Source organism: Streptomyces humi (assembly GCF_001005085.2).
Classification (GTDB): Bacteria; Actinomycetota; Actinomycetes; order Streptomycetales; family Streptomycetaceae; genus Streptomyces; species Streptomyces humi.
In genome coordinates, this window is record NZ_LBMU02000108.1 from 21866 (window position 1) to 43703 (window position 21838).

The 21838-nt window shown below is 67.3% G+C and carries 19 protein-coding genes and 5 pseudogenes; 9 read left to right on the top strand and 15 right to left on the bottom strand.

What is annotated here, in order from left to right:
* Positions 1-12 precede the first annotated feature (12 nt).
* Complete coding sequence (locus tag AAW13_RS39585) at positions 13-285, bottom strand: hypothetical protein (protein WP_143145077.1); 273 nt, start codon at positions 283-285, stop codon at positions 13-15.
* Positions 286-316: 31 nt separating this feature from the next.
* A complete protein-coding gene (locus AAW13_RS39590; RefSeq protein ID WP_143145078.1) occupies positions 317-1036 on the bottom strand; it encodes a hypothetical protein in 720 nt (239 codons plus the stop codon).
* Positions 1037-1981: 945 nt separating this feature from the next.
* Between AAW13_RS39590 and AAW13_RS39595 the strand changes: the two genes are divergently transcribed.
* Positions 1982-2908, top strand: a complete 927-nt coding sequence (locus AAW13_RS39595; protein ID WP_046730745.1) for a LysR family transcriptional regulator — start codon at positions 1982-1984, stop codon at positions 2906-2908.
* A 329-nt stretch (positions 2909-3237) separates the two neighbouring features.
* Here the strand turns inward: AAW13_RS39595 and AAW13_RS45675 are convergent, their stop codons facing one another.
* The 4 genes and pseudogenes from AAW13_RS45675 to AAW13_RS39615 form a co-directional block, all read right to left on the bottom strand.
* Positions 3238-3729 (bottom strand): hypothetical protein, encoded by a 492-nt coding sequence (locus AAW13_RS45675; RefSeq protein ID WP_143145079.1) that lies wholly within the window; start codon positions 3727-3729, stop codon positions 3238-3240.
* 76 nt (positions 3730-3805) lie between these two features.
* On the bottom strand, positions 3806-4162 hold the full coding sequence (locus AAW13_RS39605) for a hypothetical protein (protein WP_240528871.1): 357 nt from the start codon (positions 4160-4162) through the stop codon (positions 3806-3808).
* Positions 4163-5276: 1114 nt separating this feature from the next.
* A pseudogene (locus AAW13_RS39610) lies at positions 5277-5874 on the bottom strand (transcriptional regulator).
* A complete protein-coding gene (locus AAW13_RS39615; protein WP_079179148.1) occupies positions 5871-6434 on the bottom strand; it encodes a GNAT family N-acetyltransferase in 564 nt (187 codons plus the stop codon). Before AAW13_RS39615 ends, AAW13_RS39610 begins: the two are co-directional and overlap by 4 nt.
* Positions 6435-6608: 174 nt before the next feature.
* Here AAW13_RS39615 and AAW13_RS39620 point away from each other — a divergent pair.
* Together AAW13_RS39620 and AAW13_RS39625 are read left to right on the top strand one after the other, a co-directional pair.
* Positions 6609-7863: pseudogene (locus AAW13_RS39620) on the top strand (IS256 family transposase).
* Positions 7860-8357 (top strand): HAD domain-containing protein, encoded by a 498-nt coding sequence (locus AAW13_RS39625; RefSeq protein WP_046730747.1) that lies wholly within the window; start codon positions 7860-7862, stop codon positions 8355-8357. The pseudogene AAW13_RS39620 and the gene AAW13_RS39625 overlap by 4 nt, the downstream one beginning before the upstream one ends.
* Positions 8358-8416: 59 nt before the next feature.
* On the opposite strand, the pseudogene AAW13_RS39630 reads toward AAW13_RS39625, so the two are convergent.
* Positions 8417-9354: pseudogene (locus tag AAW13_RS39630) on the bottom strand (MerR family transcriptional regulator).
* Between the two features lie 90 nt (positions 9355-9444).
* Here AAW13_RS39630 and AAW13_RS44460 point away from each other — a divergent pair.
* Positions 9445-9624 (top strand): annotated as a pseudogene (locus AAW13_RS44460) (IS5/IS1182 family transposase); the annotation flags it as partial.
* Positions 9625-10059: 435 nt separating this feature from the next.
* Positions 10060-11619 carry an ISL3 family transposase gene (locus AAW13_RS39640; protein ID WP_240528875.1) on the top strand — a complete coding sequence of 520 codons (1560 nt, stop codon included), beginning with the start codon at positions 10060-10062 and terminating at the stop codon, positions 11617-11619.
* A gap of 8 nt (positions 11620-11627) precedes the next feature.
* Here the strand turns inward: AAW13_RS39640 and AAW13_RS39645 are convergent, their stop codons facing one another.
* The 8 genes and pseudogenes from AAW13_RS39645 to AAW13_RS39685 form a co-directional block, all read right to left on the bottom strand.
* Entirely contained in the window at positions 11628-11816 is a 189-nt protein-coding gene (locus AAW13_RS39645; RefSeq protein WP_338059080.1) for a hypothetical protein, read from the bottom strand.
* A 335-nt stretch (positions 11817-12151) separates the two neighbouring features.
* Positions 12152-12721, bottom strand: a complete 570-nt coding sequence (locus AAW13_RS39650) for a hypothetical protein (RefSeq protein ID WP_046730749.1) — start codon at positions 12719-12721, stop codon at positions 12152-12154.
* A gap of 129 nt (positions 12722-12850) precedes the next feature.
* Positions 12851-13210, bottom strand: a pseudogene (locus tag AAW13_RS39655) (ATP-binding protein); the annotation flags it as partial.
* A 110-nt stretch (positions 13211-13320) separates the two neighbouring features.
* Positions 13321-14493: an MFS transporter gene (locus AAW13_RS39660; RefSeq protein WP_143145080.1), complete on the bottom strand. Its 1173-nt coding sequence runs from the start codon at positions 14491-14493 to the stop codon at positions 13321-13323.
* Between the two features lie 99 nt (positions 14494-14592).
* Positions 14593-14715, bottom strand: a complete 123-nt coding sequence (locus AAW13_RS47555; RefSeq protein WP_276207637.1) for a hypothetical protein — start codon at positions 14713-14715, stop codon at positions 14593-14595.
* A gap of 213 nt (positions 14716-14928) precedes the next feature.
* A complete protein-coding gene (locus AAW13_RS39670; RefSeq protein WP_071659839.1) occupies positions 14929-15366 on the bottom strand; it encodes an ankyrin repeat domain-containing protein in 438 nt (145 codons plus the stop codon).
* 250 nt (positions 15367-15616) lie between these two features.
* Positions 15617-16003: a transposase gene (locus tag AAW13_RS47710; RefSeq protein ID WP_338059081.1), complete on the bottom strand. Its 387-nt coding sequence runs from the start codon at positions 16001-16003 to the stop codon at positions 15617-15619.
* Positions 16004-16194: 191 nt separating this feature from the next.
* Positions 16195-17172 (bottom strand): Lrp/AsnC family transcriptional regulator, encoded by a 978-nt coding sequence (locus tag AAW13_RS39685; protein ID WP_046730752.1) that lies wholly within the window; start codon positions 17170-17172, stop codon positions 16195-16197.
* A 116-nt stretch (positions 17173-17288) separates the two neighbouring features.
* On the opposite strand from AAW13_RS39685, the gene AAW13_RS39690 reads away from it, so the two are divergent.
* From AAW13_RS39690 to AAW13_RS39705, 4 genes are all read left to right on the top strand, one after another.
* The gene (locus AAW13_RS39690) at positions 17289-18749 is read left to right on the top strand and encodes a carboxylesterase/lipase family protein (RefSeq protein ID WP_046730753.1); all 1461 of its coding nucleotides are present in this window, start codon (positions 17289-17291) and stop codon (positions 18747-18749) included.
* Positions 18750-19137: 388 nt separating this feature from the next.
* On the top strand, positions 19138-19719 hold the full coding sequence (locus tag AAW13_RS39695) for a hypothetical protein (protein WP_046730754.1): 582 nt from the start codon (positions 19138-19140) through the stop codon (positions 19717-19719).
* Between the two features lie 43 nt (positions 19720-19762).
* On the top strand, positions 19763-20461 hold the full coding sequence (locus AAW13_RS39700; protein ID WP_046730755.1) for an alpha/beta hydrolase: 699 nt from the start codon (positions 19763-19765) through the stop codon (positions 20459-20461).
* Complete coding sequence (locus AAW13_RS39705; protein WP_046730756.1) at positions 20458-21813, top strand: carotenoid oxygenase family protein; 1356 nt, start codon at positions 20458-20460, stop codon at positions 21811-21813. The genes AAW13_RS39700 and AAW13_RS39705 overlap by 4 nt, the downstream gene beginning before the upstream one ends.
* Positions 21814-21838 lie beyond the last annotated feature (25 nt).

Sequence of the window (21838 nt, forward strand, 5' to 3'; positions counted from 1 at the left end):
AGGCGTGCAGCGTCAGGAGAGCATGCTGGCGATGACGGCGACTGTGACGATGACGAGGGTCAGCGATCGGATGAACCAGAGTTTGTCCCCGATGCCTTTCCAGTCAGCAATGAACGTCACGATGGCGATGCCGAGTGCTGGGCCCGCTAGCCATGCGGCGCTGATCTGCCGGTCAAGGACATAGATCAACGGTAGGTAGAGGACGGCGTATCCGAGCGCCATCATCGCCGCTCCCCGCAGGGGGACGGGGCGTCGCGAAGCAGATTTGGTAGGAAGCGTGTTCATGTGACCTCCTTGGGCCGCTTTGTGTACCGGGCTATTGGAGGTCGTCGAAGCATGCCTTCTTGATCGCTTTGATTCCGAACAGGCTAGATCCTCCTGAGCCAAGTGCGGACAGGGCTCCCTTCTTGGTGTCCACACTGGCCAGGACAGTGAGGATTTTCTTGATGCCGCCGGCTGCCTTGATCAGCTTGTATGCCTTCGTACCTGGGACGAAGGCCGCGCCGAGTGCGGCTCCACACTTCATGGAGTTCCAGGTATCTTCGACCATGCCGCCCCCTATGTCCTTGACCGTGTCCCACCAGGCAGGATCAGCGATGACCGGGTATGTGGTGCTCTCATCGACCTGGATGGTCTGAACGAGGTCGCCGCCGTCCGAGCGGTAGCTCGTTTTCACCGGCTCACCATTCGCGTCGGTCGCCCAGGGCGGGGCGAACGATCCGACGGTCTGGCCCGCCTTGTCGAAGATGGTTATTCCACCGTCGTCAGTGGGTACCGCGCTGCTGCCCTGGGGCAAGTTGAGCGGGAAGCGATATTCCGTGGCGGCCCCGGCGTTTTTGAGGATGACCAGGGCGCTCACCACTCCGCTGTGAGAGGTGTGCACAGCGACGTCAGTGGTGGCGTTCGGATCTGTATACATCACCGTACCGTCGGGGTAGGTGTCGGGGCGGGTCTGCGGTGAGCCCGGAAGGCCGATGCCAACCTGACCACCGTGCGAACCGGCCACGGTGAGCTGGCCAGAACCTGCGGCAGGCACGCTCAGGAGGGTTTGGGGCGGCGGAGTGCTTGCTATCTGGCGTGTTGCGGCATGTGCTTGTCCGGCAGTAAGCAGGAGGGCGGCAGCGGTCAGAGTGGCAAGCTCCGGAAGCGCCGTACGGTGGCGGTCAGCGGTACTTCTTAACACCGGACATCCTTTGATCTGTTGCGTTGAGCGATAGGTGATTCGGGGTGCATGAACGGCACATGTGGCGGTAGAGGGCAGATGGTCGCTGCGCAGCACCTATACGGAGGGGCGTGCAGGGTGCGGATGCGCGCGTCGCGGCAGTACCCGTGCAGGATCTGTCCCTGCGGGGGTTGAGCGACCCGTCACCACAGGTGTGTCGCGCGGTATGCAGACGAGCTGCAAGGTGGTGTCCCGCAGCCTCGTACCAGCACGAAAATCCGTGGGCGAAGAGGACCCGGCATGATGCCCGTTGCCGACGGCTTCCAGGCCAGCAGGTATGTCCCAGGCGTCCCCCGAGTGCCTGCCTTGGCTGAGCGTTGCTCAAGTGGTAACCCTCCGCAGGGTGCTTCTACGCATCCAGAAATTCCGTCAGATCTGCGGAAGCAGATGCCGCCACACGACAGTTTCCTGCACACGTTTTCCATGATGCTCAATCATTGGCGAATTACTTGACGAACGACAGATGGAGTACTGGCCTTAATTTGTTGGGCGTCACTTCACGTCACGATGAGTTAAGGTGGCGAATAATTGCGCGAGGCCGAAAAGGCGCGGATACGCAAGAAGTTTTAATTACCCGTCATCTCCCTGCAACAAAAGCTTGTTGCCAGCATCGCAAATCCCTCGGGCCGCTTCGTGTACTTTACATGCAGCGGCTCATGCGGTCGACAAGGAATAACCGAGGTGGTGATAGGCACAACCTTTCACTACCTCGTCGGCGGCTAAAGTCGTCGGGTTCGGTGACAGTGAAAGGGAACCATCGTGCGCGTGGAACAGTTGGAATACTTTGCGACGGTCATTCGACTGGGGTCGCTGCGCCGCGCGGCGGAGGACATGCACCTGTCTCAACCCGCCCTGAGCGAGTCGGTCCGCAACCTGGAACGGGAGCTAGGGGTGGAGCTGCTGGAGCGCAGACGATCCGGGGCGAAGATCAGCGACGAAGGGCGCAAGCTGCTCCCGCACATCACAGAAGTACTAGAGGCTGTCGACCGGTTGCGCCGATCGGCCGACACACAGCATTACGTCAGCCGCGTGGTGCGACTTGGCACAGTCAACGCTGCCACTGTGCCTCTGCTCCTGCCGGCCGTCCGCGAGTTCCGTGCGGCCCACCCGCAAAGGCAGGTGGAGGTAGTCACCGAACATCAGGCCGTCATCCACCAGGGCCTCAAAGAGGGCTCGTTGGATCTCGGGCTGGTCAGCTACCTTCACGGCGACGATCTTCCGGCCGACCTGCACACCACCGACCTGGTGCGCGGCCAACCGGTCATCTGCATACGCCCGGATAGTCCCTTGGCTGCGCTGGAAGCCGTTACCGTCACCGATCTGCTGACCGAGCCCCTGATCGTGATGCGAGCCGGCTACATCATGCACCGATACGTGCATCGGCTGCTAAGTGGCCGCACGCCACACTTCTCGTACTCGACCGACGGCGCCGAAATGAGCAAGCTGATGGTGGCCGAGGGCCTGGGCGCCGCCGTGCTGCCCGACTACAGCGTGGTCGGCGATCCACTGGAGCGCAGCGGCGCAATCACACATCGCAGATTGGCAGACGACATCACCGAGGTCCGCACAGCAATCCAACACCGACGCTCGTGTGCACTACCCAAGGCAGCACGCGATCTCCTCGCCGTCTTCGTCCGGCAAGCCGCAGAAAAGAACGGGAGCCAGCCGCGCACGTCACCACACTGAGTGTCTGGTTGGCTCTACTGTCGGGGCGTTCCTGGTGATGGAATGTTCAACGTCTAGCAAAGTGAATGGCCCACCCCCGATGTCCCTGACCGGGGGCGGGATGTCGTTCGTCTGCGCGGGCCGGTTCGATGCTGATGCCGTGAAATACCAACCGCTTATGACGAACAGTACTGGTTCGAGATCATGGAGATATGGCTCGTACCTTCGGGGTGCTCTCGTCCGCTATGCACGTCATGGACGAGTCGAGGGCACCCTGAGTTTGAGTTTTTGGCCGACCGGGCGCCTCGTCCACCTGGCCGGCTTCGGGCTAGGCTGCCGGAAGGTCGTCCTCAACGTGCGTCGCCGTTTCGGCGGCCATTACGGCGCTCGACACGATTGATCACCAGATTGGTAAGAGCAACCAACAGTGTGGACAGTGGCGCTGGAAGCCAAGGATGCTCTACGTGGAGCCCGGGAGTGAAGGATTCAACGAGCAACGCCCCCAGAAAGGTCGTAGTTGCGGATGTGGCCATGTCCGCACGGCGTTTGGACCTGCCGGAAATACATGCCAGGCCCAGTGCAAGGCGCACGGGAGTGGTGAATACGCTCGCGATCAGACCACAGGGAAGGCATAGCAGGACTGCCCAAATGAGAGAGCTGGTGCTGTCAGCTTCGATCAAGTTGCTGAAGAGAAAGGCGACAGCCATAACGCCCGCCAGCAGCATCATGGCTAAGGCGCCGAGGATGACGATCCCCAGGCCCGTCATGCCAAGGGCCGCAGACACCTTCTCAGACATCGACAGAGAGGCCCAGGTCGGTTCATCGGGCCGCTGAGGCTCCACGACGCACCTCCTTCGTACAGGAGAAGGGCGGCCGACACCCGGACCGGCCGGTATGCCGCCCGCGAAATCAACAGTCTCAGACAGCGATCATCATGATGGCCATCGCGAGTTCCTTGGCGATGTCAGCTGGAACACCGGCCTTGACCAGGGCGATGGTCAGAGCAGTCTCGCTCCAGCTTTCGACGCCCTCAACCGCGTCGGCGACCTTGCCGCCGTTGCGCTTGAGGAAGGCCCCGCTCTTCTTGTGGAGCTTGCCGACGATCTTGCCAGCCCACACGCCACCGCGGCGCAGGCCGCCGACGATCAGCTTGCGAATGATCGTTCCCGACCCCAGGATCCGCTCGGCCACCTCGTGTGCGTCGGGGTTCTCAAGCTGCTTCGCGTACTGCTCGAATTCTCGAATCTGTTCGGTGTCCGCACCGTCTACCCGCATGCGGGAGATGAGGTCGCGGACATCGCCAGCAGTCGGCCGCAACGACTCCGCTGCCTGCGAAGCCGCCGCCCTGTCACGGTGAGTCTCGACTGCTTGCGACTGGCGCGGCGACGCCGAGAATTACAGCAGTCATCGCGGTAGCTGCCGCCATTCGAATGGGTTTCTGCTTCACGTAGACTTTCCTTGCAGGCGGGAGGGAGAAGGCATAAGGGTATGCCGCTTGGCCTGGAAACTGAACGGCCCGACTACTTCTCCCTCCGGCATCTTTACCCGTCCTGGTCTCTATCCTCCGGATTAACCTATGCAACGGGCACCAGCCCGGGTGTAAGCTCTTCCAATTACGCTCCAGATCGAGCCGCACCTTCAGTTCACCGGCCATTTCGTGACAGCACTGCGGATCACGGAAAGACCACCGGATACACCGAAGGCTACCCAGAGATTCGACGCGATTCCATGAGGAAATTTTGATATACCTACAGGTGTTCCCTACCGCTTCTCAATATCGATGGCAGGAAGTGGCTGACGACCTTGTGCACGGTTGGCCGTGGCTCGGTGCACCGGGTAGCTCGTTGAACTGGCATGATGGGGACTAGGGCACATGAGTTGATTGTGGTGGAGTACCGGGCCACCGAGTTGTCACCGGCAGTGATCTTTGAACTCGTCGTTGAGATGGGGCCGTTGTGGCACGAACAGCACCAGGCACGCCTGACGGCCCGGCCGCGGCGACGGGCTGCGCACGCTGACCGTCGCGCCAGACCTCGGTGAGTACGGCGTCGTCTGTGTCGTCCCGGTACCGAGAACGGTCGAGTCGGCGGCGTGCCGTGTGCGGAGCCTCTTCCGAACGACGTAGAGCAGTCCGAGGGAAATGCGGATTTTCTGCGGAGTCACCCTACTGGCTTCCTGCCAGTAGGGATGGAATTTCGCGGCAAGCGCTTCGGCTTTGGCGATTTTCAGGCAGCGCAAAACGGTCCACGCGCAGGTAAGAGAGTGGCGCTGAAAGTGCGCTGCCGTCGTCGGTTTCTCAGGCTGTCTCCGTCATGGCTTCTCTCCTTTGTCGGCGTAAATGCACTGCACCTCCGACGTGTGCCGGGGCAGCGATGTTTTTCATTACCGGTCAGCGGGTGGATTTTCGAGCGCGTCTTTTGCGGTGCCCAAAGTCATGGGGCGAATCCAATGTTGTGACGTACTCGTACTGGCACCAGTGGGAGCCGAGGTCGACCAAGGTGTCATCAACCCAAGCGGTGTCGAGGGCGTCGTCATCGTCGGCGGCCCAGGCGGCGACGATCCGGTCCCACTGCCGCACGTTCAGCGTCCGGTACTCCACCGACCACTGGTGCGGGCGGATGACCTGGGACTGGTTCAGCGGGTGGAACTCCACGCGGGTGCCGCGGCTCTGGCGGTTGAGGCGGGCCAGGAGGTAGCGGGCGCCGTTCTCGCGCCGCACCGCGCGGTAGGCCTGTTCGATCGTGGCGAGGCTGGCGCGGGAGGGTGAGCGGGTGCCGGCGAGCCAGCCCGGATCGTGCGAGGCGTCGCGGTCAGGCCGGCATGGCGGGCGGCGGCGCGGGCGCGGTCGGATCAGGTGAGGTAGTGCAGGCGGGCGAGCAGGCCGCGCCGGGCGGTGATCGGGGTGGCGACGTACCCAGCGAGTCGAGCTGGCGGGCGACGGGTTCGTGGCCCTTAACCGGTCCGAAAAGAAGAGGAATGGATCTCAGGTATCCCTGTGCCGTATGTGCAGATGACCCTCGCGGGGAAACGAGGGCGGCGCCGCGGGCAGAACTGTGTCGAGGACGTACCGGCTCTTGTACGCCACGCGGCAGGAAGCCAGGTTGTCCACCTGGTGCAGGAGTTCCAGGCGCTCCAGCCCGTCAGCCCTCAGGGCGTCGAAGGCCCAGCCGGTGAGAGCCTCCAAAGCGCGCGGCGCCACACCCCGCCCGCGGGCATGCGCCGCAGTCCAGCCCACCTCGGCCGACGGTTTGCCGGAGGCTGCTTCCTTGAGGACCACATGGCCCGCCAACTGCCTGTGGACCGAATCGGGATGCGCTTCAAGAACCGCGAAACCGAACCGGTCCCCCGCTGCCCAGCCCCGCTCCTGGCCCCGCACCCACCGCATCGCATCGGCCTCGTTTTCCACGGCCGAACTGGTCCAGTGGCGCAGTGCGGGATCCCGGAAAACTTCGACGAGCCCAGCGACGTCCTCCACGCACCAGGGGCGAAGGACGAGGGCGGGAGCGGAGGGCGTCGCGCCCGCATGCAGGATGACGGTGTCGTTCACCGGACGATCGTATGCGGCAGGGTGCCGCCCTCACGGCGAAGAGCAATGCTCAAGACCTGTGGATCGGCCTCGGGAGGGGTGCCTCGCGGAACGCGGAGAGCATACCTTCCCGAGTGATCGACCTCTGGTCATCGAGTAGGCCAGCGTTGGCGCGCGGGTCGGGAAGGCACGCCCGTGCTCAGCGTAGTCAACAACGACGGAACCACCGAGACCGGCTCCTTGATGGACGACATCGTCCGTGAAGGCGCCCGGCGGATGCTCGCCGCAGCCCTGGAAGCCGAAGTCAACCAGTACATAGTCGAGTTGGCCGACCATCGTGACGAAGCCGGTCGCCGACTGGTGGTCCGCAACGGCCACCACCGCGAGCGCACCGTGACCACGGCCGCCGGCCCGGTCCCGGTCAAGGCGCCGCGCGTGAACGACAAGCGCGTCGACGCCGCCACGGGCGAGCGCGAGCGGTTCTCGTCGCAGATCCTGGCCCCCTGGTGCCGGAAGTCCCCGAAGATCAGCGAGGTCCTTCCCCTGCTCCACCTGCACGGACTGTCCTCCGGCGACTTCGTGCCCGCCATGGAGCAGTTCCTCGGCAGCTCGGCCGGGCTCTCGCCGGCCACCGTGACCCGGCTGACCAAGCAATGGAGCGATGACCACGCCACCTTCCAAGCCCGCGACCTGTCGGAATCCGACTGCGTCTACGTGTGGGCCGACGGCGTCCACCCCAAGATCCGCCTCGGCCAGGCCCGCTCCTGCATCCTGGTCCTTCATGGGAGTGCGCACCGACGGCCGCAAGGAGCTCATCGCGCTCACCGAAGGACTGCGCGAGTCCACCGAGTCCTGGGCCGACCTCCTGCTGGACTGCCGACGGCGCGGCATGCAGGCCCCCGAACTCGTGGTCGGTGACGGCGCGATGGACCTGTGGCGGGCTCTTACGGAGGTGTTTCCGCAGGCCAGGCACCAAAGGTGCAGGGTTCACCAAACCCGGAGCGTGGTCAACGCCCTGCCGAAGTCGGCCCAGCCCGGAGCGAAGAAGGCATTGCATGAGATCCACAACGCCGAAGACCGTGACCACGCCGAGAAGGCCGTCAAGGAAGTCGACCGCGCCTACGGCGCGAAGTGGCCCAAGGCGGTGAAGAAGGTCACCGACGAGACCGACGAACTCCTGGCGTTCTACGACTTCCCCGCCGAACACTGGGTCCACCTCACGACGACCAACCCGATTGAATCCACCTTCAGCACCGTCAAGTTGAGGAGCCGGGTCACCCTCGGAGCTGGCAGCCCCGCAGCAGCCCTGGCCATGGTGTTCAAGCTCGCCGAGTCCGCCCAGGCCCGCTGGCGCGCGATCACCGCACCCCACCTCGTCGCCCTCGTCCGCAACGGCGCCACATTCCAGAACGGCTACCTCGTCGAGCGTCCCGAGGTGAGCGCAGCATGACCAGGCACGGGAACCGTCCACTCCTCTTCCTGGACGTCGACGGGCCGCTCCTGCCGTTCGGTGACGGCCCGCCGCGCGATCTGCCGGGCACCGCATCGAACTCGCACCTGGCGCGGCTCGACCCGCAGATCGGGCCGCGGCTCGCGGCGCTGCCGTGCGACCTGGTCTGGGCCACCACCTGGGAAGAAGAGGCCAATATCGAGCTGGCACCGCGGCTCGGCCTGCCGCAGCTGCCGGTCGTGAACTGGCCAGAGCCCTCAGCCGCCCACGAACGCGAAGACCAGTGGTTCGGGCTCCACTGGAAGACCCGAACCCTCGTCGCGTGGGCGAATGGACGCCCGTTCGCCTGGGTCGACGACGAGATCACCGACGCCGACCGAGACTGGGTATCCACCCACCACCCCGCACAGGCGATCCTCCATCGCGTCGCGTCGTCCCGTGGCCTCACCGACCTGGACTTCGCAGCCCTCGATCAATGGCTACAGCTGGCTTGAGGTTCTCCGCGATGATCCACAGGATTTGACAGTTACTCCACGGCGAAGGTCCCGGCCCACTAGCGCTCCACTCGCGCGCGGACGGCCTGGAGGGCCCAGTCGAACGCCGGCGCCAGGCTCTGCGGGACGGGCCAGCCATTGATCACTGCGAGGAGCTGGAAGTGCCGATCCCGGCGCGGTCGCTCACGCGCTCCAGCCGGGCCAGCAGCAGGCGGCGCAGCTCGGCGTCGTCGGGGCAGCCAAGGACGTGGGCACAGTGAGCCGCAAGCGTCGCGACGATCGGATCGGCCCGGCGCGAGGCCGGGTCGATGCCCGCTGCCAGGGCGGGGCCGGCCTGGTCACGGACGACTGCGGCGAGGTCGCGGCGCGGGACCGTGGTGTCGCCTTGTGCCTGTTCGGCCGCGTGGTCCTCGGCCGTCCGCCGCACGCTGGCGCGGAAATCCGGGTCCAGGGCCAGTTCGGCCCACTCCACCCATGCCCGAACCTGCTCTGCCTCAGCGTTGTCGGGTATCTCGGGTGTCATCGAGCGCCTGACACCCGCGAACACGGAGTCGGCGCCGAGACCGCCGAAGGCGGCATCGAGGAAATCCCCGATCAGACCTCGGCGTCCGTCCTCGGAGAGCTGGGCCAGCTTGTGCATGAGATCCGTCTCCTCAGCAGTGAGCCCGCGCTCTGCTACCGCCGTCAGCACCGCATGCCGCAGGCGCAGGACGCGGATCTGCACGGCCAGGGCTTCAGCGTGCGTGGCAGCGACCTCGGGAAGCGAGAGCTCCCGGTCCACGATCCTGCGGATCGTGGCCAGGTCCAGCCCCAGGTCCCGCAGGGTCCGCACAAGGTCCAGGCGCGCGACGGCGTCGATGTTGTAGAGGCGGTAGCCGGCCGGGCTGCGGTCCGTCGGCACCACGATCCCGCGATCGGAGTAGAACCGGATGGTCTTGACCGTCAGACCGGTCCGCCGGGCCAGTTCGCCGATCGGGTAGAGCGTGTCGCCGTCCATGCCCCCGCCTTGGCGTCTCCCCCTAGGGGAGACTCAAGCCCATCCCTTGCCGACGGCCGATCACTCCACAAGCCTTGACAATGCCTCAACGCGATCCTCTATCAGAACCGCACGGGTTGTCAGTGGGAGTTCCTGCCGCACGCCATGCCTGCGCCCAGAGCGGTGAAGTACTACTTCGAGGCGGGCGAACAAGCCAGTTCGGTTTCGAGGAGGATGCCCCGGCTGACCAGGCGTTTCAGTTTGCGGCGTCTGCTCGCTGCGCGGCGCTGACAGCCAGGGCCTGCGCGGTCTCACCAGGTGAAGCACTCACACGAACGACTCAGCCGTCGCTGGGATCAGTGCTGGTCCTGGTCCTGGTCCTGGGCGTAACGGGCCGCGTACGAGCGGGAGTCGATGTCGGGGTTGCGCAGAACCCCCCAGAAGCGGTTGTCCGGCATGGACGGTACCGGTGGGTTGCCGAGGTCGGCGAGCAGCTCGGCGCGCCAGTCGACGCTCAGGCGGCGGCATTATCGGTCCGAACTGGGGTCTGGCACAAGTTTCGTGAGCCGGTCACGCTTTGTAGTTGTTGATCTTCTTGTGGTGGGTGCGGAAGTCGCCTTGAAATCGTTCCTCGTGCGGTGGTACGGCCGACATTCGGTGGCCGTGAACGAGGTGTTGTCCCGGCTGCAGGAGTTGTTGTTCCCGTCGGTCCCCGGCGTCGCCGTCGTGGCTATGGATGCGCACGGCGAGGCGATACGCGTTGAGGCCCGGTGCACGCCTGTCGGGGCTGCCTGTCCCGACTGCGCTCACTGGACGGAACGGGTGCACAGCTCCTACTTGCGGTTTCCGGCAGATCTGCCGGCTGCAGGGCGACAAGCACAGCTCGCGTTGCGGGTCCGGCGGTTCTTCTGCACGGCCTCGGCCTGCGGTCGGCGGACGTTCGTGGAGCAGGTGCCGGGGCTGACCCGCCGCCATGGCCGGGTCACTGAGCGGCTGCGCCGGGCGATGAGTGAGATCGGGCTGGCCCTGGCGGGCCGGGCCGGTGCCCGCCTCGCCGGGGTCATGGGCATCGCGACCAGCCGCACCACGCTGCTGCGGCGGGTGATGGACCTGCCCGACCCGGCAGCGACGCAGCCTCGCGTCGTCGGCGTGGACGACTTCGCGCTCCGGCGCGGTCATGTCTACGGGACGGTCGTGATCGATGCCGAGACCCACCGGGTCCTCGATCTGCTGCCCGAACGTGACGCCGCCACCCTCGCCCCGTGGCTCGCGGCCCACCCGGAGATCGAGGTCATCTGCCGCGACCGCGCCGGCGCCTACGCCGAGGCCGCCGACACCGCCGCACCCCAGGCCCTCCAGGTTGCGGACCGGTTCCACCTCTGGCAGAACCTCGCCTCCGCGGTCGAGAAGACCGTCGCCGATCACCGCTCCTGCCTGCGCGACCTCCCGCCGATCAACCCGGAACCGGAGCCCGCATGGGAGACGCCCGCCGAGACGGCACCTGGCCAGGAGGCCGAAACAGGTGACCCGACCGGCAAGTTCGCCGAAAGGGCCCGCGCCCACCACGCCCTCGTCCACGATCTCCTCGCCCAGGGCATGAGTCTGCGGGGCGTCGCCCACCACCTGGGCTGGGGACGGCACACCGTGCAGAGATACGCTCGCGCCGCCCGCTGGCAGGACATGGTCAAGGGCCGCAGGCGTCAACTCCCCAGTAAACTCGACCCGTTCAAGCCCTACGTGGCCGGGCGCTGGGCCGAAACCGACGGGAACATGACCATCCTGGATCTCCACCGGGAGATCACCGAACGCGGATTCCGCGGCCACTACTCCACCGTCCGCGACTGGATCCGGAGAGACCTGCCGCAACGGGAAGGCTTCACCCCCGCACCGCCACCGCCGTCGGTACGGCAGGTGACCGGCTGGCTCACCCGCCACCCCGCCACCCTGACCGAGGAGGAGAAACTGCACCGCAAGGCCGTACTCGACCACTGCCCGGAACTCACGTCCGCCGCAGAACTGACCAGCTCGTTCGCGGAGATGCTCACCACTCTCAGCGGCTACCGCCTGCCCGACTGGATCACCGAGGCCACCGACGCCGAACTGCCCGGCATCAGCAGTTTCGCCGCCGGACTGAACACCGACCTCGACGCGGTGACCGCCGGGCTGACCACCGACTGGAACTCTGGCCCGGTCGAAGGAGCAGTCAACCGGATCAAGATGCTCAAGAGGCAGATGTTCGGCCGTGCCGGCTTCGGCCTGCTGCGTAAACGGGTCCTGCTCTCCTGAGGCTGTGGTCAGACCGCGTCCTCCACCAGTCCGAAGCCGTCCGGGAACTCCTCCAGAAACGCTCGCCGCGACGGATCAGGCTCCTCGCGGGCCATGGCGGCGAGTAGGCCGAGGAACTCGTCCTGCTGCTCACGTGACAGCTTGCTGACGACGTGGGCGACGCCCTCCAGGACCTTGACGGCGTCGTCTGGATCCATTTGCTCGTCTTCACAGCCTTCGACGAACCAGAGGACATCGACCAGAGCCTCGGCCAGAGCTCGCGTCAAGGAGGGATACGCGGCAGACATCGAGACGATCTCCCGGCAAGTCGGCGAACAGAGTCCCGTCATCTCAACACATGCCACTGACGTCACGGTCAGCAACCGGCTCACGGAACTTGTGCCAGACCCCCGAACTGGCCCCACTTTTCGCACTCCAGGCGGCCCCATGTCGTCGTGCCAGGGGTCTCTGTTCCGGCTCGACGCGGCCCCGGCTTCCGGTCTCGCGTGGCTCCAGCCGACGATCTCTTCCCCTCTCCGCGAGTCACACCACGTCAGGTCGTTGGCTGACCGCGGCGGTACTCCTCCGAAGGCATCGAGTCCCATTCGGTATTGGCGCCGTCGCGCGTCACCATGAACAGCGGACGCGATCGCAGAACCTGCCCGACGAGTTGCCCGCGCATGACGACCCCGGGATCATCCGGTCCTGCGTATCCCTCGGGCGTGTAGCGAAAGTGCCCCTCCACTGCCTCTGCATGCGCGATCACGTCGCTTTCCAGTTCCAGCAGGTCCCTTCCGACCAACGAGATTATGCCGTGCTCGACCTGGGGGCCGTGGACGGCGTCGGCTGCGATGCAGAACAACCCCACAGCTTGGCTCACGTAGGCCGTGACGGCAGGCGGAGAAGGGGCCACCCCGCGACGGACCTCGATCTTCCAAGTCGGCGAGAAGATCGTGTGGTCCCGTGGGCAATCGCTGACCACTGTCTGGCCGAGAACCTGAGCCGCCTCGACCACTTCGTCGACGGTCATGCCGAACCGGAGCGGTCCGGCGCCCACCGCGGGTGCATAGGACCACTCATCCCGATCGGCGACCCCGGAATCGGCCTCGGTCTTGAACGTCATAGTCGCCCCTTGGAGACACCTGAGATCTTGCCACCGCCCATCATGTCGATCGCTGACCAGCAGCCTGCCAGGTGCCGCCGGGCGCGAGCTCCGCCCAGCCTGCCAGGGACCGCAGTGAGCTCCAGGCGGCTAGGCTCGCCGCTGCTTGGGCCTGGTCTGGGCAACTCGGTAGGACTCGGTGCCGGTCTCGATGATCGTGCCGTTGAAGGTCAGCCGATCGACGATTGCCGCGCAGAGCCGAGGGTCGGTGAAGGTCTTGGTCCAGCCTCACGACTCGCCGCGGCGCTCCAGTTCGAGGTAGCCCGGCTCACCAATACAAAGGAGGTCGACGCGTCCGTAGCGGGCGATCGTCTTGGTCGGCTGTTTCTCGTCGGCGGCCTGGACGAGTTCGTTGACCGGGCGGGCGGCGAGCGCGTAGCGGACCCGGAAGCCGGCCATCGCCGCGGCGGACCCGAGTCCGATCAGCAGGTGGGTTTTGCCGGTGCCGGAGCTGAACCGAGCTTCGAGGCGGGGCGGCAGGTGGCCACCGACCCTAAGCGGGCGGAGCACCTGATGGCCGCCACCGAGCCGGTGGCGGCCGGAGGTTCAGAAACAGGCACCTACTCAGTGGGCGCATGCAGACGGCGGCGGCCGGAGACCGCAACCACCGCGGCGACGATGCCGGCCCCGGTCGCGGCCCACAGGGCGGCGACGCCACCGGCCCCATCGACAAGGACACCACCGGCAGAGACACCGACAGCGATGCCGGCGAAGACGCTCACACCGAGCCAGGTGTACGCCTCGGTCACCGCATGCGCCGAAACCACGACGGCGACCAGCGCATTGCCGGTGATCAGCGTGGGTGCGTTCGCAGTGCCGGCAACCACCAGCGCCACGGTCGTGGCCGTCAGCGAGCCGGAGCAGCCGGCGACCAGCACGGTTCCGGCCGCCATCGCTCCCACACCGAGCACAAACCTTCGGACCGCGCCCGCGTGCCAGGAGTTGGTGCCGTACAGAATCCCGGAGATCAGGCTGCCTGCGGCCCACAGCGCCAGCATGACCCCGGACACGCCGGGCCGGTCGTGTTCGCGGGTCAGCGCGACGACGCCGACCTCGATGAAGCCGAACAGCACCCCGATGCCCAGGAACACGGCGATGAGCACCCACAACCCCGCGTGGGCGGTGGCCGCAGACGCGTGACCGGCCGCTGCTCCCGGCTGCGGGGGCGGTTCAGTGGCCCGTTGCGCCAGCAATAGGCTGCATCCGACGGCGACCAGCACGGCTGCGATGAGCAGCCCGGCCGCCGGCATCATGCTGCTCGCCGCCGCGACGACCACCACCGGACCGATCACAAAGACCGCTTCCTCGATGAGTGACTCGACCGCCAGCGCCGTATCCAGGCGACGATCGTCGCGAAGCAAAGCTGTCCACCGGGCCCGGGTCAACGCCCCGATCTGCGGCAGCGACACGCCGACCAGTGCCCCGAACCCGATCAGCACTCCCGGCCCGGCATGCCGGTACGCCGCGAAGACGAGGCCGCACAACGCCGCAACGTTCACCACGGCCTGCGGGGCCACCACCCGGGTTTGGCCGAACCGGTCAGCGAGCCGGCTGACCTGCGGCGCCAGCAGCCCCTGCGAGAACGAGATCATCCCTGCGACCGCGCCAGCCACCGTGTACGAACCATCCAGGCCGGTGATCATCACGACCGCACCCAGACCGGCCATCGCCTGCGGCAACCGGGCCAGCGCGCCCACCGAGCTGAAGCCGGCCGCCCCCTGCACCGACCACACCTGCCGATACGGTCCCCACCACCGTCCCCACCCCACACTCATCACCAGGCCTGTATTGAAAGAACGCGACCAAGCGCCGTCAGCAGTATCAACGGAGTATCACCTCTCAGCAGCTACTCCTGCGAGCCGGACTTCGGCGATCGGGTCCCGCAAGAGCTGTGCGCCGTCGTGCCACTGCTCCACCGTGTTCAGCCGGTCGAGGACCAGGGTCTGGGTCACCATCTGCTCGCTGTCGGCCAGTGCGGCCCGCGGACCGGCCCGGTCGCCATCCTCGCCACCGTCGGCGGTGTAGGCGACGGAGACGTCGAGGGCACCCCCCGGCTCACCTCCGAGACCGCGGCTACGCGGGCGCCGTAACGGTCGAGGCGAGCAGGGCCAGTCTCCGCATCCACATCCGTGCGTCCCAACGTTTCGGGAGCGTTGAGGTAGCGTCGGCTACGAAGCGGGGTGCAGGGTTGGTTGCGCCCCCGCTGCCCGGAGGATCTCGGCAGTGTCCGGGTGAGGTCCGTTGTTCGCCCAGTCCAGCGGGGATCTGCCTGTGCCGTGGTCTTCGCGAAGGTTGGGATCGGCACCATGTGCCAGCAACTGCCGGATGGTTTTGGTGTGCCCCCAGCAGGCGGCTGCGCACAGTGGTGTGCCCTCCGAGCCGAGGCCGCTGCTTTCGGTGTCGGGAGAGGCTCCGGCCTCCATGAGCAGACGAGCTATCTCGACCTCGCCCTGCACCGAAGCCAGGTACAGCGGAGTAGTGCCGTCACTGTTCCGTCTCTCCGGACCTGCTCCACTGCGCAACAGAGCCTTCGTGCGCATGGCGTCGCTTGCCAGCACTGCTTCGAAGAGGTGGTGGGAGAGCTTCTTCTGCTTGCGCTGCTTCATAGCCGGTGAAGCTATCGATCATGGGTACGCCGGAGCTACTCATATCCATTCGTTGATCGCCGCGACCAGCACAGTAGCTTCGTGGCGGACGGCGAGGTCGTCGTACCGGGTGGCGACGGCGCGATGTCCCTTGAGACGGTTGATCCGCACTCCGACTGCATGGCGCTCGCGGTAGTCGGCTGGGGCGAAGTACGGCGGCCGGCCGCCGCGGGAACCGAGCTTCTGGCGGTTGCGCGCTTGGCCGGCCTTGTCAGGGATGATGCAGCGGATCCCGCGTCGGCGCGGGTAGGCGCGGTTTCCGCGGGAAGCGTACGCCTTTGTCGGCCACCACGCGGTCGGGGCGGACGCGGGACCGACCCGGCCCGATGCGGGGCCCGCGGACCTTCTCCAGCACGAGTTCGAACTGCGGTGAGTCCCCGCGCTGTCCTGTCGTCACCACGATCGCCATGGGCTTCTGAACTTGTTCGACGGCCAGGTGCAGCTTGGTGGTGAATCCGCCGCGTGACCGTCCCAGCCCGTGATCATGGGGCTCGGTGAGGATGCCGCCCGGTGGTTCTTCTGCAAGTCGCCCTGCTAGCGGGCCCCGGCCGCGTGCCGATGTGCGCGACAGACCGTGGAGTCGACACTCAAATCCCAGATCAGGGTTGGGGCTTGTCCGTTGTCCACGGCTTGCTGGGCTTGCAAGGCCCTGCGCCGAGGGCTGTTACCGCCGATGGCGTCAGCGCCGGCAGCCAGACCGTGAGGCGGGCTCGCCGGTTGACCGCAAAGGCTGGTGGGTCACGCGTCGTCGCCTGGCGACGGTGATACCGGAGACCGCTTGTGTTCGGCTCAGAGGCTGCCCGGCCGGACGAGCCCGGTCCTTTTGACGCCGGTCAGGATGGGGGTGACGTCGAGGCTGGTGACGTGGGTGAGGGGGCCGATGGTGTCGCTGATGAAGTGGTAGAGGGCGTTGAGGTCGGCTGCCGCGACGGCGACGAGGAGGTTCCCGGGGCCGGTGACGGCGGAGGCGAAGCGGACCTGAGGGTGGCGGCTGAGCTGCCGGCCGGTTTCCTCCAGGCCGCCGGGAGCGACGGCGATCCACAGGAGTGCCTCGGTGCGGATGCCCAGCCGGGCGAGGTCGACCTCGGTCGCGAGCCGCAGGATCTGGCCGGCGACCAGGGCCTCCAGGCGGCGGCGGGCGGTGAGGGGGGTGGTGTCGGCGCGGTGGGCGAGGTCGGTGTAGGAGGCGCGCCCGTCTTCGATCAGTGCGGTGATCAGTTGGTGGTCAACGGGCTGGAGGGGCGGCCGGTCGGCTGCGGTGGCCATGTCCGGCCGTAGAGCGGTCAGTTCGGGTTCCGTCAGCAAGCCGCCGCTCCAGTCGAAGGCTGCCGGGAAGACCCGGAGCAGGACGTGTGAGGTCCAGGACTGCACGGCGGGGGTCGCGGGGAGGTCGCGCAGCAGCAGGTTGTTGCGTGCGTCGGGGCCGTCCAGGAAGAGGATGGTGCAGATCTCGTCCCCGCCGCCGAGGACGTCGACCCAGATGGTGTCGGGGCGTCGGGCGAGGGTGGCGGCGATGGCGCTGATCCGGTTGGGCTTGCAGCGGATGCGCAGGGCCAGCGGGATCAGGTCGGGGAAGTGCACGGGGTTGCGGACGGCCGTGGCCCGCAGGGTCCCGTCGCCGTACAGCGGTGCCGCACGGCGTACCACGGTGCGCTCCGAGATGCCCAGGACGCGGCCGACCGTGCGCCAGGAAGCGCGTGGGGCGGCCAGCAACGCGGCCGCGATCCGACTGTCCGTAGAGTCCAACTCCTGGCGTGTTTTCTCCATGAACAGAGATCTTATGTCTTGTTTCCGTGATCCGATTGGATATTTATGGCTCAGATACTTACGTTCGCTTAGAAATGTCTCGGAGCAACCGGGACGAGAGAGAGCAGGTGAGCCCGATGACCGGTGTCGAGCAGATGGTCGTGGACACCGACCGTGGCAAGGTCAGGGGAATCGTGGAGGGCGAGGCGGTTTCCTTCCGGGGCATCCCGTACGCCGCGTCGCCGGTGGGCGAGCTGCGCTTCGCGCCGCCGCGGCCGCACCCGGGCTGGACGGACGTGCGGGATGCGGCGACGGCCGGACCGTCCGTGCCGCAGGCGGCCTCCCGGCTGGAGAAGGTGCAGGGGGTGCGCGTGCCGGACTGGGACGAGGACGGCAGCCTGACCGTCAACGTCTTCGCTCCGCGCCGGGCGGTGGCGGACGGTGAGGTCCGCCCGGTTCTGGTGTGGTGGCACGGGGGCGGCTTCACCAGCGGCTCCGGCGGCTGGGACTGGTACGACGGCGCCCGTCTCGCCGCACTGGGTGACATCGTGGTCGTCACCGCCAACTACCGGGTGGGGCCGTTGGGTTACCTCTACCTCCCGGAGATCGGTGCGGCCAACGTCGGACCGCAGGACCAGGCCGCCGTGCTGCGCTGGGTCCAGGGCAACATCGCCTCCTTCGGCGGAGATGCGCGCACCGTCACCGTGGGCGGGCAGTCTGCCGGGGCCTACTCGTCCCTGATGCTGGCCCTCGATCCCGCGACGAACGAGTCCGTCACCCGGGTGCTGCTCCAGAGCGGCCCCTTCGGCCTGGCACCACAGGACGCGCACCAGGCCGCCGAGAACGCCGCCAGCTACCTGCGCCTGTTGGGCATCCCGGCCGGCACCGACATCGCGAAGGCCTTGCGCGCCCTGTCGGCCGAGCGGCTGCTGGACGCCTACGGGCGGCTCTCCGTCCAGCTCGCGACTCCGGGCAACGCGGCCCCGCCGATGTATCCGGTCCTCGGCGCCCCCGGCATGCCCCGCACCCGGCAACAGGCGCTCGCAGCCGGCGCGCTGGAGGGCAAGCAGCTGCTGATCGGCACCACCCGCGACGAGGCGACGGCCTTCTTCGCCTTCGATCCCCGCATCCAGGACCTCACCGCCACCGGGGCCCTGGACGTCCTCACCGCCCAGGTCGGCCGGCAGGCCGCCCAGGACGTCTACCAGCGCCACGCCGCCCGCCTCGCCGAACACGCGGCACCGGCGCAGATCTTCACCGCCGTGCAGACCGACGGTCTCTTCCGGGACGGCTCGCTGGAGATCGCCGACCACCACGCGGCCGGCGGCAACACCACCTACGTCTACCAGTTCGACCACGCCCCCGCCGAGGACCCGTACGCCCTGGGCGCCACCCACTGCGCCGAACTGCCCTTCCTCTTCAACACCTTCGACGCTTCTTCCGGCAGTCCCGTCCTCGCCGGGGTGAACGACAGGCAGCGCGCGGCCCTGGGCCACGAATTCGCGGCCGCCGTCGCGGGGTTCGTCACCACCGGAACGACCAGCGACTGGCTGCCCTACGCTCCGGCGACCGCGGCCCGCATCCGTCACTTCGGCTGAGAGGAGAGACGGCCGGAAGCGCATATTCCGCAATCCGACCGTGCCGCACTGGGCCGAGTTCCTCACCCTGTTGGTCACCACCAGTGGGTGCGCCCGCTCCCGTTCACCCTGGCATCCATCGCGCTCCTCGTCTTCGTCGTGATGCCGGGTACCGCGAGGCACTGGGAGACCCTGCACGTCAAGACCAATCAACACTGCCGCCGTCCACTTAGGCCCACGCGATGGCCGGTGTCCCGCACCCGCAGGGCACCGGCCATCGCGTTGTCGCCGTGAGAGGAACCCGGTCAGCCAGCGTGACTGGCATCACATGTCGAGAGTCGAACTTCCTCGACCGCCTTGCATCTAGTCCGCGTCAAACACCTTCGTTCCCGCTCAACAAGGAAGGCCAATGGGTTATTTTCGTGGATTCATCCCCTGGATCGTCGCCGGCTTCGTGTCGGGCTTCGTCGACTGGCGCTGGGGTGCGGTCTGCGGCTTCGCCTCGGGGCTGCTGCTCCTGCTCCAGGACCGCCGCCGTGGGGTCGACCTCGACGCGCTGATCCTGGAGGCCAGCACCATCGTGTACTTCATGGTGGTCGGTGCCGTGGCCGTCGCGCAGCCGAACGCGTCCCTGTCGCACCACACCGACGTCCTCTCCTTCGCCTGGCTGGCCGTCACGGCCTGGGGGACGCTGGCGATCCGCCGCCCCTTCACGCTGGGCATCGCCAAGCGCCAGACGCCACGCGAGTTCTGGGACATGCCGGAGTTCGTCCGGGTCAACAACCACATCACCAGCGCGTGGGGCACTGGCTTCACGTTCATCGGTGTCAGCCTGCTCGTCGCGGGCGCGGTCAACGCCCCGGCCTGGGTAGGCGTCGCGGCCCACGTCGTCGGCCTGGTCGGCCCCGCCGTCTTCACGAAGGTCTATCCCGCCCGCGCCCAAGCCCGTCTGGTGGCCGCCCAGGTGCCGGCCACGGCCGTCCCGCAGTAGTCCGCCCAAGCAACAGCCGTCCGTCCAAGAGGAGTACGTGGTCATGAGTGCTGAAGCAAGGAACGTCGTCCTGGTCCACGGCGGGTTCGTCGACGGTTCGGGTTGGAAGGGGGTCTACGACCTGCTGACCGCCGACGGCTACGCCGTCACCGTCGTTCAGAACCCGACGCTCTCCCTGGACGGCGATGTCGCCGCCACCAAGATGGTCCTGGACGCCCAGGACGGCCCGACCGTACTGGTCGGCCACTCCTACGGCGGCGCGGTGATCTCCGAGGCGGGCAACCACGAGAAGGTGAGCGCGCTCGTGTACGTCACGGCGTTCGCGCCGGACAGGGACGAGTCCGTCAACACCCTGATCGCCGATCCGCCGCCCGGCGCGCCCGTGCCGCCGATCCTGCCGCCCCGCGACGGGTATCTCTTCCTGGACCGCGAGAAGTTCGCCGCTTCCTTCGCCGCCGACCTTCCCGCCGGCGAGGCCCGGTTCCTGGCGGACTCCCAGGTCCCCTGGGGCGTGGAAGCGCTGGGCGGAACCGTCACCCACCCAGCCTGGCGCACCAGGCCGAGCTTCTACCTGATCGCCACCGAGGACCGCATGATCCCGCCGCCGGCCCAGCACGCCATGGCGGAAAGGGCCGGGGCGACGGTGACCAAGACGAGCGGCAGCCACGCCGTGTACGTGTCCAAGCCCGCCGAGGTAGCCGCCCTGGTCAAGAAGGCCGCATCGCCCGGAACTCAGGCATGACCGAAGGAACATCCCTTCCTGGCCACCTCCGGGGCCGCTTCGCGCCGGTCCCGGAGGAGCGCGAGGCCGCCGGTCTCACGGTGCGGGGTTCGCTGCCGCCCGAACTGGACGGCCGCTATCTGCGCAACGGCCCCAACCCGCTGCCCGGGGAAGTTCCCGGGCACTGGTTCACCGGCTCCGGCATGCTGCACGGCATCCGGCTGCGCGGCGGACACGCCGAGTGGTATCGCAATCGGTGGGTGCACACCCGGGAGCTGGCGGGGCACCCTTTCATCCGCCGAAATCTCACCCTCGACCTGGCAGCCACGCCCACCAACACGCACGTGATCCGGCACGCCGGCATGATCCTGGCCCTGTGTGAGGTGGGCCTGCCCTACTGGGTCACCGACGAGCTGGAGACCGTCGGGCCCTACGACTTCGGTGGGCGGCTGCGGACGGCGATGACCGCGCGTCCCAAGCAGGACCCGGTCACGGGCGAACTGCACCTGTTCGGCACCGGGTTCGCCGCGCCGTACCTCACCTATCACCGGGTCACCGCGCAGGGCGAACTGCTCGACAGCCGGCCGGTCGAGGTGCCGGGGCCGACGATGATGCACGACTTCGCCGTCACCGAGCACCACATCGTGTGGCTGGACCTCCCCGTCGTCTTCGACCCCGCCCGAGCCCGACCCGGCGGCATGCCCTACCGGTGGGACGACGGGTACGGCGCCCGGATCGGGATCATGTCCCGCACGCCGGGCAGCACGGACGTGCGGTGGTACGACATCGATGACTGCTACGTCTTCCACGTGGGCAATGCCTACGAGGACACCCACGGCCGGATCGTGCTGGACGCGGTACGCCACGGCCCCGCGGGCTTCCGCAACGCCTGGTCCGGCCTCGGCGGCCTCACCGGGCCCGGCGGCCCGGCCACGCTGCACGAAACGGGCGTGGTTCTTCCCGTCCTGCACCGCTGGACCCTGGACCCGGCTGCCGGCTGCGTCACCCAGTCCCAACTCGACGATCACGAAGCCGAGTTCCCCACCCACAACGAGGCCATGACCGGGCACCCTCACCGCTACCTGTACACGGTCTCCGGCGACGGCATCGCCAAGCACGACCTCAAGTCCGGCGCCCGGCATCTGTACAACGCACCCGGCAGTCGCCATGCCGGCGAGGCGGTCTTCGTCCCGGCGGCCGACGGCACCGGCGAGGACGACGGCTGGCTGCTGTCCCTGGTCTCAGACGACCACGGCCAGGCGGGCGAGCTGCTCGTCCTCGACGCCCGGGAGCTCGCCCTCCAGGCGACGGTCGAACTGCCGTACCCCGTCCCGGCCGGTTTCCACGGCAGCTGGCTGCCGGAGCTGCCCTGACCGGAGCATGATGCATCACAGGCAC